The following is a 16,210-nucleotide window of genomic DNA, read 5'->3' on the forward strand; positions in this document are numbered from 1 at the left end:
ATCAAAACAGGAGCTCTAAAAAGCTTAAATCGGGTGGGTCAATATTCGATGCAAATCCTGGGTCAGATTTGGATGCAATTCAACAGACCAGAAGTCTTGTGGGAGGCGTAAGTTATGAGGTTGACTCCATCCTTGCTCAGCGAAACTTGCATCAAAGACTTCTCTCCAGAAGTTTTCATAAGATTCGGATAGGCAGTTCAATGACAAAACGCGCGCCACTCCTTTTGATGAAAAATAAATATGTGGCAAGCGGCTCAACCCTTCCCCATATAAATCTCCTCGGCCTGTTGTCTTAACAAAAAAGTCGAAAACCAATGAGCAGGTACCTACCAAAGCATTTGCTAAATCGATTCTTTGTTGAAAAGCTGTTGCGACAATAGTATTTACAACTGAGGTCTCTGGTGGGGCAAGACAAGCGATCAATGTTCGTTCGCCAGCCTGCGCTAGGCGGCGTCGATGAATCAGTTGATAGTCGCTGCAAATACTCGATTTCAAATTAGGGATTGATTTATCAAACCACTTAAGTCGTGGAATTCTTGCGAAGTGTTCTTCTGTTGATAATAGTGGTGAGTAATTTGAACGCGGCCAGTATTGAGTAGGCAAATCTTCCAACACCAACGGGTCATAGTCGCTATTAGATTTTGATCGCTTTCGTGCAGTTTTATTAAACGGCATTCCCACGTGGAAATGAGGCCCTGACCATATGAGCTTCCAATTCTCAGATGGAAATTCATTTATGTCATCGCGCCGTTTCAGTTCACCTGTTTTTTGAGCCTCCGTCTCATTCCAAACGATATCGACTGATTGAATCGACTCATCCAAATCTGCTAGTCGTTTAGGGTAAGCGGCCAACTTGACTAGCACACTACTCAATTGACCTGCATGCAACGCTGGCAACCGAGCACGGCGCGACAGAGTGCTAGGCTCGTCATAAAGCTTTGCGAAAGTAGCGAGAGCAGTTTCATCCACTTTCACAATGCGATCTCGGTGACCTAACGTGTTCCATTGGCCGCATTCATTTTTATACCCTCCAACCTCACCTTGTCCTTCATGCACATAGCAGGCGTCCACAGTAGCAGGAGAAAACAAATTGGCTAGTTGGTCAAATGCCGGTTGGCCTTGCTTCGGACCGTAAATGTTGATGCTGTACTTGGTTAGGTGATGCACCTCTGGAAACAGTGCTAATTCATTTACAAATTGGAAATGCCGACGCAACCGCTCATAAACAGCCTCACGCAAGCTGCCCCCCTTAGGATCGTCGTATGGGCCTTCTGGGTGCAACAACCCAGTTACCCCCTTGGTACTGCTGATTTGCCAAGCCAGCGGCATAAAGCATTTGTACAGGTTAGCTTTCATACCCTGCAACAAGGGGTAATTTTGCACTGCGTTTAAAAAGTTTTGCGTACCTTCAGCTTCCTGTAACTCATCAGTCCACGCAGATTGCAAGTCCTTAAATTGCTCAAAGGCTTCAACTCGCAACTTAGCTAACCCGCTCGCACTGGTTTTACGGATCGCAAACACTGGGTTACGTTCGCCCAAGATTCCTGACTCATTCCACTCCACCTTGAGCCAAGGCGGGTTACCCAAGATCAAATCAAATCCGCCTCGCTGCAGGAGTACGTCTGCAAAACACAGTTCCCAATGCATGAATTTTCGGTTGGCAGCCACGGCCTCAACCAGAGCAATACGCGGGAAATGTTGACGCAGTTTGCCAATGCGCAGTTGACCCAGCTTGTCGTGCAAATTAGGTTGGTCAGCTGCTTGAGCTAATGGCAGCTGGGTTTCCATGCCGAAGAAACTTGGCTGCACTTCGGGCACGATGACTTGGGGCGCTTCTGCTTCAGTAGGTTGCAGGTCTAAGCTAGGCTGCAAACCGATGTCAACAATGTTGCCCTCCAAAATTGCGCCTACTTCCATCCACCACTCTTCGCGGCTGGGTAGTTGCTTGGCACCGGTGATTGGCCAGAACCAAAGAGCACACCAATAGTCCATCACCAATTTGAGGCGACGGAACGGGGTGGCCAAGTCGCCATCCTCATTCAACAAGCCTTGCTTTCGGATGGCTTCTTTTGCCGCTCGACTGATGGGGCCTGCTTCAGTGTCTTTACCAACATGCGGCCACACAGTTAGCTGGTCTTCTGTGCGGTTACGGTCACGCGCAAGGGCTTGAGTATGTTCGTTCCACAAATCTTGCACACGAGCACTCAGCTGTTGCAAGCGGGCCAGCTCGTGTGGCTCTAGTGGTTTGAGCATGGCTTTGCGCCATGTTTTGAGATGATCAAACTCGTCTTTGTAGAGTGCCTTGGCCGTTTTGTCTGTGTAGTCAGCCATGCCGGGGTCGGGCAACAAGAAGTGCCAAATTTCATCGGGCTTGCGCGGCTGGTCTGCGGTGGCGCGACGTGGTGGCTCTTCGTGCCAAGCGGGCTTGGCTTTTTTGTCGAGGCTACTGGTTTTGTAAACCTGATGACGTGCACCAATCAGGCTGTTGCCATTGAACAGTTGGTAGCCAAACCATGGCACGCGCGCAGGCAAGGGCTGGCCCTTGCTGTCGGTCTCACCGTAAATGGCATTGAGCCAAATAGACACTTCTGCCAGCTCTACTGCCACGGGGTTCAAGTCAACGCCGTACACATTGCGATCGGCCAAGTACATCCGTACTTTTTGCAGTTCTTGCGGATAGATGTCGTGCGGAATGCGTTGCTTTAGCTCGGCCTGTTTGCGTTCTAAGTAGGCTTCAGAAAGTTGGTTGACGGCTTCGTTCAAGAACGCAGCACTTCCCATGGCTGGCTCACACACAGTGAGTGTGAGGATGTCGTCCGCACACTTCACTCGGTCGCTGCCCAGCAGTTCTTTCAAGGCGTATTTCACTAAGCATTGGGTGAGCACCTGTGGTGTGTAATAGCTTGCACTTTTTTGGCGGTCACGACCTGCCAAGCGATAGACAAAGCTGCCACGCGGGTGCTTGCGCAGTTGGCGGTGGCCAGCTTCGTTGACGTCGTACACCTTTTCATCGTCGGTGTAGTCACCCAAGCGGCTGGCGGGTACGAACCATGCGTTGTCTAGCTTGTCGTCGCCACTGCTTTCAGCGCTGCGGCCACGAGTGCTGGTTTCTTCGGCCTCGGCTTCTTCATCGCTGTCATCACTGCCAGCCTCGTCAGCAGCTTTGCCTTTGCTCTTGCCGGGTTTGACTTCGTACAAATCCTCAGCAGCGAAGAAACCGCGGTAGCTCAGCAAGGCTTCGTACACAGCGCCCAACTGGTTGATAGACAGCAGTTGGTAGCTGACGCGTCCCGGTCTTTTCCCTTTACCTTTCACTCGCGTCAACGACATCAACCGAATGATGGTTTGCCACACATGGTTGGGAAACTTCACCTTGGCCAACAAAGGCATGGTGGTTTCGTCAAACAAGCGGCTATCGAGTGGAGCCAACGCAAAAGTGTCTTTGGCACCGGCTACGGCATGGAGGTTCCGCTGGTCGGACAGACCGCACCCTTGAGCCACAAGCTTGAACAAGCGGCGCAAGGTGGTATCAAAGTACAGACCATCGCGTGCAGCAGGTGTGAGTAGCTTCTTCTCTTCTAGCTCGCGTAACGATTCAAGGCTATAGCCTTTGAGGTAAACCTCGCTCTTAGAGATAGGCACGTAGCCTAGTTCTGGTCGTGCTTCGATGTAGAACATGAAGAGCAAGCGATAGACCATGCGCAAACATTCCAAACTCAGATCTGCAGGTTCGAGTTGGTTCTTGCCGCTAAAGAAACCTTTGCTGGCATCGGCAGCTTGTTGGCGCAGTTGGTTGGCAGCTTCGTTACCTAGCAGCTCGATCGCTTCGCGCAGTGCGTGCTTGAGGTCTTCACTCACGCCAAAAGCGTGCTTATGAGCGTTCTCGTCCAAGCTCTCCAGCAAGCTGTTGCCCTCACCCGGGGCTAAGCTTGTTTTGTGCAGCAATGCGGCAGCGGCTTGCAAAGTGGCTGAGTCTTTGCGGTCAAGAATTTCAGACCAATCAAAACGCAGCGCACGGTTTTGCGGCCACTTGTAGCGGTCCAGCAGCAGCCACTCATTCAGGCCAATCAGCAACACATAACGCGGTGCGTGGTCCGCACCAAAGATGGCTTCAGACACCAAGCTGTCCCAGCCCTCGCCTACCAGCTGCGCGGGGACATCGGCCCCCGCATAGTGCAAGCTGGTGAGTGTGTGGTCTAACAAGTCTTCATCTTCAGCACCGGGCCGATAAGCGGGCACGATGGCCAACTGCGGTGGTTGCAAAGCCAACTGGGCTGCACTGGTATGGCTACTGGCGTCTTTGGCCAGCAGACTCCACAGCGGTATAGCCTGCCCTGCCACCAGCTCGACTGGATGCTCAGCTGCGTCTTTTTTAATGGTGTAGCCCAATGCTTCAAGCAAGCCTGTTTGCAACTGGGTGAAGAGTGCGAGCTTCTCAGCATCGTCTTTGGCGCGGCTAATCTGACCTCGCACAGCAAACCATTTTTGCGCCCAACCTTGCAGGCGTTTGTGTGGAGAACGATAGGCTTCATCACCGGGATGCTCGGCTTCTGATGATTCCCATGATTCAAGCTTGGCTTTGATATCGCCCTTGAAAACTTCAGCCAAATAGTGATGGCTATAAAACTCGTTTTCGTTGGCAATGCCAGCGAAGGTTTGAACGGCGTCAAGTACAGGCATGCTTAGGATCCAGCCGTAGAGGAGTTATTTGATGGGGTGAGTAGCTTGAACTGCACGGGCGAGCGTTCGAATGCGTTGCACTTAGCCATTTCCGCAATGGTGTCGTCCAAATCTTGAAAGCGAAATGCCGCGGTCCAACGATGAATCTTTTGCATGGCAGCCAAGAAAGGAGCCGCATCGCCTTGGCGGCTAAGTGCACGCAGGCTATCAAGGTACTCTTCGCGAAACAGAGTTGGCACAATGATTCTGCAGCTACCAACAGCAGAGAGTTCAGCGTTCATCACCAAACGGGCTAAGCGACCGTTACCGTCAGTAAATGGGTGTACTTCTGAAACGATGAACATGGCCAGCAATGCCCTAGCAGTTCCGGCAGGAACGCTGGGCAGCAATTGCGTACCCTGCACCAACGTGCCCCGCACTAACTGAGGAGCAACAAACTCGGTATTGCCTGCGCGGTTCGCCAAGACTTTGAATTCGCCCGGTCCAACTTCTGGACGCTCTTGCATCTGATCGGCATGTCGAGCACGCAGCTGGTTCAGCACGGGTTCGCCGCTTGCCAGTGTTTGCAATGCCCAGCTGGGCTGCAGCGCCTGTCGGAATACGCCAAGGATGTCATGCGAATCTTTTGGCCGCTCAGCAATCGGTTGGCCTTGCAGGACAAAAGCACGCGCATGCTGCACATCGAACTCTGTGCCCTCAATGAAGTTGCTGAAATACGACTCAAGAAAAGCGAAATTGGCTCTTGCGGCCTCGGTCTGCACGACAGCAGGAGGCTGCGCCAAAGGGGTAGACCGCAGCTGGGCAGCGAGCTGCTCAAACAGCGCTAAGCGCTTAGGGTCATAAGGCATATGCGCTGTGCGTGCGATGCCCTCTGGGGTAGTCAGTTGCGAGGCTCGGGTGCCCAAAATGCTGCCTACCAAATCATCGAGTACTTTGAATTCAGACTCCAGCCCCAAAACTGGGGCTAAGCTGCGCGCCTGCTCGCGCAGTTGCGACAGGGCATCTTCGCCGCGGGCATCACAGGTTTCAAGTAACCGTTTTTCGACGGCTTCACGACCAACAGAACGGCGATGAGGCGCACGACTGGGTTGCAAGTTTTCAAGCAACAAGCGTGGCAGAGATGGGAAGTAGAGGTCGCGCCCCAGCATAGGTGCATCGCCCGCAGCGGCGGCTGGCCCTTTCCAGAGCATGACTGTTAGACCGGGTAGCTGGACTGTTCGCTTAAAGCTGTGAGTCAAGTGAATCAAACCATCCTCGGGTTGGCCACCATTGAAAGCCGTGCGGTGACTGAGCACGGCACCGGGGAACATGGCCGCGAGCACGCGCAAGCGCTCGCGCGCAATGACATTAGGCCAATCGGCCTCTGGCAAGCTGCTGACAATGCCCGTTGCAATTCGCGTCAATTTGCCGGCTTGGATATCCCGCTGAACCTGCCGCTTTTGTGCAGGAGTGATCTCCGCATACAAAATTAAAGTTGTATCGGTTGTCGCGTTTTTTAGATTTAGTGAGCCGGCCATTAGGTATTTTGTCGCTTAAATAGTCTGCAATTCTACTTTTTGTCGCGATTTCACTATACAACAGGGTTTACTACAGCAGCAAGCACCTGAATCCACGGCTTTGGCTCAGTCGTCAGTGTGTCTTGCACCCAATTTCGGTAGTCATCAAAGACGTGTCCGATTTGGCGGCTGCGAGTTTCGAACCGACTGCGTTTGACAGTCTCAATCTGGTTTTCTAGTCTCAGCTCAAGCTGAACGATTTGCTTGTCTTGCAAGCGCTTGAGTTCTTCCAATGTCGTTTTGAGACGCGTCTCAAGCTGCGCAGCAAACTGAGATTGCTGCTGTGCCATGAAATCGTGCATGGTTGCCACAGCATCAGGCAACGCCACTTGCATGGATGAAACAACGGATTGGTAGTCAGCGTTCTGCCCACGGTTTGGCAACCCATTGGCTTGAAGACCTGCACGTTCAGCAAATGACTCAAACGGCTCTAATTTGAAAGCAGCTTGGTCACCGACACGGGTTGCGACTTGCCACTCCACCATCAGCGGTTGGCCTTTGCGGTTTGGAACGAGGCTCATAAAGATGAAAGCTTGTTCGCCCGGATTCAACTTGGCACTTTGCAGCAATGGCGCGCGATGACGACCGAAGTGCGTCAGCACCCTATCGCCCAGCCACTCCATGATTGGATGTTGAGGCCAGAGGTAATGCAGCTTGGGCCACGTCTCTTCTTCAGCGCGAGCTTGACGAGCTTGCTCGATGGCATCAGCCATGCGCTCACGATCGGCGCTAAGAGAGTAATGGTCGTTTTCAGCTTGAGCTTCCCGCGGTAATTGACGCAAACGGTCTTGCAAATCTAGCGGCGCAGTAAGACTGATTAGCTGCTCGTCATCGACTTTCGTCCACGGGCAAACCGTTTCACCTTGGTTGATTTGTGTGAGGGCCGTAGTGGCGTAATGAAAGTCGCTTTTGAAAAGCGATTTGGGGTCGTGAATGTGGTCGAGGCTAGAACCCTTTGACTCTGCTGCAGTGGTAGCGCTAGCCTCTGCGGGCTTAGTTGCTTCACCACCACCAAACAGCGTGAGCATCCAATCGCCTTCGTTGTCTTGTTTGTTGCTGGCAGCTTGATCAAGCGTCGTTTCGACTTGCTCAGGGGTCAAGCCTTCGGCCATAAACCCGCCAACCTTTTCGGCTTCCTTCTCAGGATCGAAGACATTCAGAAATGCAGATGGGTCACCCAAGTTCTTGTTGGCCTGCTCATCTTTGTTCTGCAGAATTTCAAGAATGCGCAGGTCACCTTTGATGTGCTCAGTAACAGCTTCAGTGAACAGGTAAACGATATAAGGCTGGTGTTTTTGACCGTAGCGGTCAACACGGCCATTACGCTGCTGAAAGACCATCAATGACCATGGCAAGTCGAAGTGAACCAGTCTGTGACTGAAGTAGTGCAGGTTCAGACCTTCACTCGCAACGTCTGAACACAACAGCACACGAATGGTGTCGTCTTGACGGCCGAAGCGTTCGACCATTTCTTGTTGATCAGTGTCTGGCATGCCGCCGTGCAATATGTCGAGCTGTTGCGGCTTGAGCTTGAGATCTCTGGCGAGCTGCTTTTGCAGCCAGTGCAGTGTTTCAATTCGCTCAGAGAAGATGACCAAACGATCAGTTGGGTCTTGAGAGTTCCAACCAAACTCGGCACTTTTTAAGTGGCTGAGCAGGCGCTGATACTTGCTAAAGCCTGATGCAGTTTCATCTTGAACCAACGGCTCTATGGTAGAGATGAAGTCTTTCAGATGAGCGACTTCCGTTCCTTCGTCCGATGTAGGCGCAGGTTTTTGCTGCAATAGCTGAATGCGCTTATTAGCAGACTCTAAAGAAGCGGCAGGGCTAGAGAACAAACCCTTTTGCAAGGCGACGCGTTGAAGCTGTTGCTGCTTGCCACCCTTGTGCTGCCCGTTTTGCGTGAACGGGATGTCGATCAATGAACGGTACGCCGCCTCTTCTTGCGCGCTGGCACCTTGACGCAAGCAAGTAGTGATGCGCTCTTGAAAGTCAGCAGAAACTTGATCTTTGATGTCTTTCTTGAACCGACGAATAACCAAGCCTTTGTCTTTGAAGTCGTCAGGCGTGTAGTCGTCTGGATCAGAAATGGCAGTGGGGTCGAGCAGCGCCATCAGCGAAGCAAAGCTGCGTGCCGAACCATCATGCGGTGTAGCTGACAGAAGAATAAGGGTGTCAGATCGAGTCGCAAGCAACCGCGCAAGTTTGGCACGTTTAGCCAGACCTTGTTCCCCTGCCCTCGCAGCAACGTTATGGCACTCGTCGATGACGATCATGTCCCACCACGCATTTTCGAGATAGTTGCGGTACTCCAGATTACTTTTCAGCGTATCAATGGAAATGATGCTTCTATCGAAGTGATTGAATGGGTTGTGATTTGCCGGAATGCGGTTGCGTACACGGGCCAAGCCCATAGAGTCCAGACGGACTAATGGAATAGAAAAACGGCTCCACCACTCTTTTTGGAATTGGGTGAGCATGGCTTTCTGGGTAACAACCAAAATGCGTTTGCCTCGGCCACGCTGAATCAACTCACTGGCCAAGACCCCTGCTTCGAGGGTTTTACCAAGACCGACTGAGTCGGCAATCAAGATACGTGCACGCGGTTGCTTAAGCGCCTGAAGTGCTGGGTCAAGCTGATACGGCACAACGTTCATGACACCACGATGCCCCAGATGAATACGCGTGTCATTAGGAACGGTGCGACGGCGCTGGCTCTCTAAATAGAGCATGGTGGCGTTGTACGTGGGGCTATCGTCAGGCACCAGCAAAGTTTCAGCGGGGTTGAGAACTTCGATGTTGTCTTCTAATTCTGTGAGAAACAAGGCGGCTTGACCGCGCACCAAATCAGAGATGCCATCGCACGTGAGCAAATAGCCACCATCTGCAGATGGATCAGCACGACGAATCAGCCATTCTTCGTCTCTGATGAGAACTCGCGAACCCGGGGCGTACAAAGACATATTTTGTTTGTTGTGAAATTTCGACAGGGGAAAAACCGCACTGAGTGGCGTCAGATGTTCTCATTCTGACATCTTAAAAGGCGGTCAATTTAGACACAAAGTTTACTCGTCAGTATGCTCACAAAATGAGCTAACAAGCATGATTTATGTCTCATTGAATAGTTAGCGAGGCACCTCGACCATCTTGGCGACCAAAGAATCCCCAAGACGCTCAAAGGTTCGTAACGAAACCTTCGCCTGCCTGATCTCCAATCCGCTTTGGTAGATGAAATGAACCACGTCGCCCGAAACTCGGCGACTGACAAGATGCGACACATCTTTAAGAACCTCAGCAGCGCCGGTCCCATCTGGCTTCACCAAATTGACTGAAAACGTCTGAGTGGTCTCGCTTCCTACCGCTCTTGACTCAAAGTAAATGGCTTTTGAACTTCCCGTCTGAGCAGAGAGACTCTCAAGTCGGCTCAGAACGCGGGACTGATCAGGGAGCATCCATTTTGAGTATTGAGCGCCAGTACCGACAAACAACAAGTTTCTGACTTGATGCGTGCGCCCTTCACCCTCGTAACCACCAGATTTGCCATCCGTCGACTGAAGCTTCAGGACTTGCATGCTCAAGTCGGGAATGAACTCCCATGCAGCAAGGCTCAAAACTTCTGATTCTTTTTTGGCCTCATTGGGAGCAACAACAGAAGTTCGCCCCTTTACCCCCCAGATGGAACCGACAGCAGCCCAAATAAGCAGGCATAGAGCCAGAATCACTGCTGAAAAGAACGCTAGGGCATTGACCCGCTCAATGAGTTTGAAGAATTTTTCCATGATGTTCTAGTTGGTTACACACGCGAATTCTCCAGCCCCTAAAGCTCAAGAGATGAGCTAGTCAACTACGCTGAATAACCCTTTTGAATCTCTCAAGCAACGTGAGCTTTTCCTGTTTTTCTGCCATGCCCCAAGTGCTCCGGGCAATTTTCGGGTAGGCTTGCCGGAACGCTTTTTCGGCTTTTTCTTGCTCTGCGCGCTCGACCTTTGCAAGTTCTGCATTGAGAAGGCGTTGAGAGTGTCGGTTCAGCGGAACGATTCCGGAATCCTGCTTAGATACCCAATCAATCAGGCAAGCCCAATAAAAGTCGAGATGGTCAACATGTCCGTCATCTTTGGTTAGTTCACCAAGGACTTTCCAAATGTGCTGACTAGAAACTTCAACAGTCAACTCACCTGTGATATCACTGAATTTAGTAGTTGTCACTGCAAGTTGATTGAACATCTCAATCAGCATCTCAGGCGTGAAGTTATCCTCTTCCAGCTGATTGCTCACAAATTGGATATCTTCCGAGATGTCGTCAATATCGGTACGTCGCAGAAACGCTGGGATGTCGAAGTCATCCATACCACCTGATGATTTCATGTCGAAGCTGGGAGTAGTGCTCGAGCGGCAAGAGCGCCAAACAGGCGGGGCACTCATAGCGTTATAGGACGGTGCGTTTTTACCGAAGCGCATTCGACCCGAAGCTGCTGAAGTATCCACTTGCCCAAAGCCTCCCCAGCCAGCAGCCTGCATCTGACTGATCTTTTGCAGCGATGGCAAACCTTGCGCCTTGTCCTCTTCAGCTCGAACATGAACAAGAAGCAAGTTGGTGTATTTGCTTGCCAACTGATATTTCAATGCCAGCTGGGTCGCCTCACTCTCATCGTTCGCAGCTTGTAGACGTATGCCAGCAGTCAGACGGGCAACGGTGTTGGTGCTTTGCAACTCCACACTTGAAGGTGAAGCAGTAAAAGCCTTCTCATCGACCGACCAACTAAGCACAGGCATCGCCTGAGGTTTAGTTTTTAGCTTTGCAAACACATGTACTGTTTCTTCGGAAAAGACTTGCTTCGGCAGTGCAGACTGCCAAACCACCTCTTCGCTCCAGTCAATACGCATTGACGAAGTTCTCGATGAGCGCATGCGCTTTGTCATTCGCATGACTGACTCTGCGATGCTCTCACTCGGCGTAACTAACTCACACGAGCCGCCCGTTTGCTCTGCAAGCTCTCGCAATAGACTTTCGGCGGGGGCTGAGCCGACACCGATCGCAAAAATTCTGTGGTTTGATTGCTTGGCTTTTGCGACCACTTCTTCAATGTCCCAAATATCACCATCCGTGATCAACAATAAATCGCAGCCGCGCGTGGACGCGACGTTACTGCTTAGGTTGAAAGTTGACGTGAGCGCGGCTTGCAACTCAGTGCCACCAAGGTTGGCATGCGTTTCAAAAATTGCACGCGCCAAGACATTCTTCAAGTAATTAGGCGAACATCTCTCCAAACCCTTTGATGTGTGAACAACAGTCGAACCAAACTTGCTGTAAGAAATTGCGTCATCCGGTCCAAGCGTGAAACTCAACTCATAGACCGCTTCTTGCGCTTGAGAGATGCTTTCCCCCTGCATCGAGCCGGAACAATCAACCAAAATCTTCAGCGCCAATGGCTTCGAGACTTGTTCCGGGAATTGCGGACAAAAACTAGCCACAACAGCGTACTCGTCATCGTCTGTCGCGGCCAACGCAAACGACGCGCCCTCAAGCTCATCGATCAACACAACGAAGTCTCGATCTAACAGACCCCCTTTTGTAAGCTCGATGCGCTGACCACCCTCAATTTCAAACAGATCAGCGTCATGACTTGAGCACGTGATCACCCCTTTAGACGCCGCACCGAAAACATCCAAACGCGCAGTGAATGGGTATTCAACCAAGTGATCTACATCAACGCTTTGGTGTTGAGCAATGTGACCTTGTGTCTGTGCATCGCCGTAACGCTCACCAATGACGGTAGGAACAGTTATCCTCAACCGGCCCGACTCAAATCGAAGCAGTTGCGCAAACTCGATTTCAATGACAGCACTCTCACCAGCTTTTAAGTTGCCAAGATTAGCTGTGTACAAACCCAACGGAGACTTTTCAATCATGACCGGTGTGTCACCATCTTCGATTGCTTTTTCGTAGTCCTTTTCGGCTTTCTGCTTTTCTAAAGCAATGGCTTGCATGCGTTTGCCATTGAGTTCCACACTGAACGAAAGCAGGTTTGAACCCCAGCCAGCAGGGAAGGTGTAGCTGGCCTCGATTGTTTCATCCGAGTCGTTGAAGTAGCTCTGACGAATCTTCATCAATAACAACAAGCCATCTAGGCGTCCATCAAGGTGCACTGATTTGAGTGCGACGCTCTGACCCATATCATTTTTTAGACCGGTGTACGTGCTCATCAGATGGCTCCAAGCTGTTGTGTTGTCGATTCGTGGAAATAAGTCATTGCGTCAGAAAGAGTCATTGGCTCTCCCCTTTACCTTCGAGCACTTTTTGTGCGGCAACCATCACCGCCTTGATCAACGCCCTTACCTGCTCAGGCGTCATGCCAGCCTGCTCTGGCGAAATCTGAAGCTCAATGCCGGGACTTATGAATAAGTGGCTTTTGACGTCAACCGAACCCGGACGTCTTTGACGCTCTGAAACAGGACTGACTTCACCCGACAAGACCTCACGAACTCGCTCAAGCGATACCCCTGCATCTGTGAGCTTCTTGATCCGTAATAGCTGCTCTAAGTGAGCATCGAGGTAGTGCGCGGAGCGTGTTTCGCCTATTGGCCTGTCGACCAAGCCGAGCTGGATGTAGTAACGCACCGTTCGCTTCGGAAAGTCAGTCAGCGTGCAGAGTTCGTCCAGTGAGAAGATTTTGACTTGCATTGCATAGGTTGGTTGACGAGTTGAAATTATTATAACACCAATACTGTCGTTAATTGGTGTCGCTATAGAACCGTCACACAGGGGGCTTTTCTCCTGAAGACCAAACCAATCTCTCACCTCAAGTCAGCGCCCGCATGGCGCAGATCCATCCGCCTTTTTCCCTGAAGACCCAATAAGCAGACTAACAACAACACACTATTTAGTGTGTTGTTGTTAGTCCTGCAGGGCCTTTTGATGGACTCAGAAACTGCAATTTCTGAATTTTGAAAATATTTTTTGGATTGCCTCTTAATAAGCTGAAAAGGTCAGCGATTACTTCTAAAGGACCTGACGCGGCGTGCGATCGGGCCTTCAAGCAAGGGGTAAAAATGACAACCAAAACAAAAATCGTGACTTTCGGTCGCGACCTAGAAACACAAGCAATTCGCGTCGCACTGTCGACAAGTGATCCAAATCCGCGATCACCCGCGTTTGCGCTTCAAGAGATTTACAAAATCGCCCGGTCAAGTGGCTTGGTGGATTCTCAATGTGAGCTACAAACTTGCTCCCAAGAAGAACTTGACGCTATTTATCGAGGCTGCATCTCTTGGAATGAGCGCGAATGTCATTGGCAAAGACGCGCCGGTTTACATGTGTCGTTCGATCGGATAGTAAAAATCGCTGTGCGCTGGTACGTCAACGACTGGGATTTGAAACGACACACAAGAGATACGGATGTTCAATATCCCGAAGATCTTGCATTAGTCCCGATGAGCGATGAGTTTAAACATCTGGCAGATGTTTTGGAGCCAGCTCGCTATGAGCTAACAAGGCGCATCTTTAAAACCACAGACAGTGACTGCTATCACTACATAGATGTTGAGAAAAACGACGCCGGGCTTTTCGTAGCCGGAGTTGGGCGTTTTGATGAAGACGTCTTTTCGCATAAAAGATGCGGCCCACCGAACACCCTCTGGAATTTAGAGCTGAAAACAGTATTTCCGATCCTTAGGGATAAGCAAGTGCTGAGTTACACAGCTCATAGCCTCTTGTCGAAAATGGGGGTGTGACATGAGCCGATACGACATTTTTAAAGATATCGCCGGTCAATCTGCGGCTATTCTGGACCTTCTCGACATCGATCAGAGAGCACGTTACACACACGTTCATTGCCCGCTACCAAGTCACGATGACCGCCATCCTTCATTTCGTGTCGACAAAGAAACCGAGCGCTTTTATTGCACGTGTACACCACGAGGCGGCTCAATGCTTGACCTAGTTATTGCCATGCAGCATGCCAACAATTTTTCAACTGCAGCAAGGTGGCTTCGTAGACGGTTGTTTGGAAACAATGCGATCTACAAGCAAATCACTATCGCGCCGAATTTCGTCACAAGCTCGATGAGCGTCAAGGAAGTAGCGGATAGAAATGAGATCTTGAGAGTTCTGTCGCATTGTGTCGACGTCCCATTGTTTCACCCGTACGTTTTAAAAAAAGGGATCTTGCCGCTGTGCGCAATGTACGAACCGATTCTTAAAAATCTCGTACTGCCGATCCATGACAACGAATATCAGCTCCAAGGAATTGAGTACATCGACCGTCATGAAAACAAATTTTGTGTGGATGGGACACACAAGACAGGGAACGGGTTGATCATCGGCAATCCTGAAGAAAGCCCGGTACTTGGCGTAGCCGAGGGATGGTCGACTGCTGTTTCCATACATGCAGCTCTTGGCGGGTTACCTATGCTGGTGACATTTGGCGCTGCAAATCTTGGCGCTGCCAAAAACTTTGCAAAAGCTAGGCAAGATGTTTGGTTTTTTGCAGATAACGATAAGGTCGGAATCGATTCAGCAAAGCGTGCTGCAAGCATGTGTGGTGATGCTGGATTTGTTTTGACATCGAGCCTTGATGATTTCAACGAAGATTTTTTAGCAATGCTAGAAGACTCAAATTTCGGGCGGTTACGTGAAGCCTTGCATTATGAAAGGGCGAAAAAATGAAAAACGAAAACAACAAGATGGGTCTACTTGAGTCATTTTCAAACTTGCCAGACCAGAGTCCATTCGGAGCTGGTCGCAGCTTCACAAGTCAAGTATCAGTCAAGCAATCTGGTTTAGATTGGCTGGAACCATCACTTGACCTAAGCCACACAAATCGAGTCGCCAACGAAACCGTGGACTATGCCATTTCGCCTATTTTCCGAGCTGGAAGAGCTGCGCTAATTACTGGCCTTGGCGCTTCATCAAAGTCTACGCTTCTAAAAGAGCTGGCAATTTCTGTCACATCGGGAAAGCCAGCACTCGGTTTAAGCGTGACCAAGCCCGGTAAAGCAGTTTTAGTTTTGGCGGAGGACACACCCGAAGACGCCTATCGAAGTCTGGATGCAATATTTCAGTCGATGAACCTGAGTGATGACGAAATCACCTTGGTTCATGAGCGGCTTTTCATTTTTGCAGCCGCTGGTAAAGATTGTGTGATCGTCTCATCTGAGAGCGATAAGACATCGCTAAAGCTTGATCAACTGATTAGCTTTGTGCAATCACTCGGCGATGTTCGCCTTGTCGGGCTAGACCCAGCAATTGCACTAACTCGCGGTCGCGAGCTAGACGAGCTTGCTCAAAGAGATCTCGCAAATACAGTTGAAAAAATTGCAATTGAAACGGGGGCTGCCGTGCTCGTGATCAGCCATGCGGCGAAGTCTGTTCAGTACCAGCAGGAAGTTGGTTCTCACGCTAGCAGAGGTAGCGGTGCGATCACAGATGCATTCAGGCTAGAGGTGTTGATGCGGGTCATGACCTCAAAAGAAGCGAAGACTTTTCAAATAGCTGATCCAGATCGCCACCGCTTTGTTCGGATGCAAGTAACGAAAGCCAACTCGCTTCCGCCAGATTTGATGCACCCAATCTGGCTTGAACGCGTGAATGGCGGAGCCTTGACGCTGGCGAACCTGAAGCCTGTCTCTATTTCAAAGCCTAGGTCTGCACTTGAACTCTTCTTTGAAACCGATGAAGAAACCGGGGAAATCGGCCCTGTCTCTCTTTCGTTTGCAGCATGGAAGCTAAAGGCTTCAGATGCAGACTTATTGACTGGCAAGACAGATTCAGCACGTGACATGTCAGCGAGACGCTTGTTCACAAGCGTTAAGAGTTCGAAATGGATTTCGGACACAGCAGGTTCATGGAAACCAACGGATGAAGGCGTGGCAGCGCTTTTAGATTGAGAACCGCGGTAGCCGTCCTAGACGGCTTACGCCGAGATAGATTTATTCGGAGAGTTCTGAAGCTTGTTTTTTGAAAAATCTCGACGATC

9 protein-coding genes are annotated in these 16,210 nt (G+C 50.6%); 3 read left to right on the top strand and 6 right to left on the bottom strand.

The features are described from left to right. Positions 1-24: 24 nt before the first annotated feature. The 6 genes from C5F52_RS00005 to C5F52_RS00030 form a co-directional block, all read right to left on the bottom strand. On the bottom strand, positions 25-4,680 hold the full coding sequence (locus C5F52_RS00005; protein WP_104796298.1) for a class I SAM-dependent DNA methyltransferase: 4,656 nt from the start codon (positions 4,678-4,680) through the stop codon (positions 25-27). 2 nt (positions 4,681-4,682) lie between these two features. Beyond that, complete coding sequence (locus C5F52_RS00010) at positions 4,683-6,083, bottom strand: Fic family protein (protein ID WP_201746930.1); 1,401 nt, start codon at positions 6,081-6,083, stop codon at positions 4,683-4,685. A gap of 167 nt (positions 6,084-6,250) precedes the next feature. Continuing rightward, a complete protein-coding gene (locus C5F52_RS00015) occupies positions 6,251-9,199 on the bottom strand; it encodes a DEAD/DEAH box helicase (RefSeq protein ID WP_104796300.1) in 2,949 nt (982 codons plus the stop codon). Positions 9,200-9,361: 162 nt separating this feature from the next. Beyond that, on the bottom strand, positions 9,362-10,015 hold the full coding sequence (locus C5F52_RS00020; RefSeq protein ID WP_104796301.1) for a hypothetical protein: 654 nt from the start codon (positions 10,013-10,015) through the stop codon (positions 9,362-9,364). Positions 10,016-10,076: 61 nt separating this feature from the next. Further along, a complete protein-coding gene (locus C5F52_RS00025) occupies positions 10,077-12,440 on the bottom strand; it encodes a VIT domain-containing protein (RefSeq protein WP_104796302.1) in 2,364 nt (787 codons plus the stop codon). A gap of 61 nt (positions 12,441-12,501) precedes the next feature. Continuing rightward, the gene (locus C5F52_RS00030; protein WP_104796303.1) at positions 12,502-12,918 is read right to left on the bottom strand and encodes a helix-turn-helix domain-containing protein; all 417 of its coding nucleotides are present in this window, start codon (positions 12,916-12,918) and stop codon (positions 12,502-12,504) included. A gap of 368 nt (positions 12,919-13,286) precedes the next feature. Between C5F52_RS00030 and C5F52_RS00035 the strand changes: the two genes are divergently transcribed. The 3 genes from C5F52_RS00035 to C5F52_RS00045 are packed head-to-tail and all read left to right on the top strand — an operon-like array spanning position 13,287 to position 16,121. Next, positions 13,287-13,967: a hypothetical protein gene (locus tag C5F52_RS00035; protein WP_146100006.1), complete on the top strand. Its 681-nt coding sequence runs from the start codon at positions 13,287-13,289 to the stop codon at positions 13,965-13,967. Position 13,968: 1 nt separating this feature from the next. Beyond that, a complete protein-coding gene (locus tag C5F52_RS00040; RefSeq protein WP_104796305.1) occupies positions 13,969-14,901 on the top strand; it encodes a toprim domain-containing protein in 933 nt (310 codons plus the stop codon). After that, positions 14,898-16,121 carry an AAA family ATPase gene (locus tag C5F52_RS00045; protein ID WP_104796306.1) on the top strand — a complete coding sequence of 408 codons (1,224 nt, stop codon included), beginning with the start codon at positions 14,898-14,900 and terminating at the stop codon, positions 16,119-16,121. The genes C5F52_RS00040 and C5F52_RS00045 overlap by 4 nt, the downstream gene beginning before the upstream one ends. Positions 16,122-16,210: the final 89 nt, after the last annotated feature.

Source organism: Limnohabitans sp. TS-CS-82, assembly GCF_002943475.1.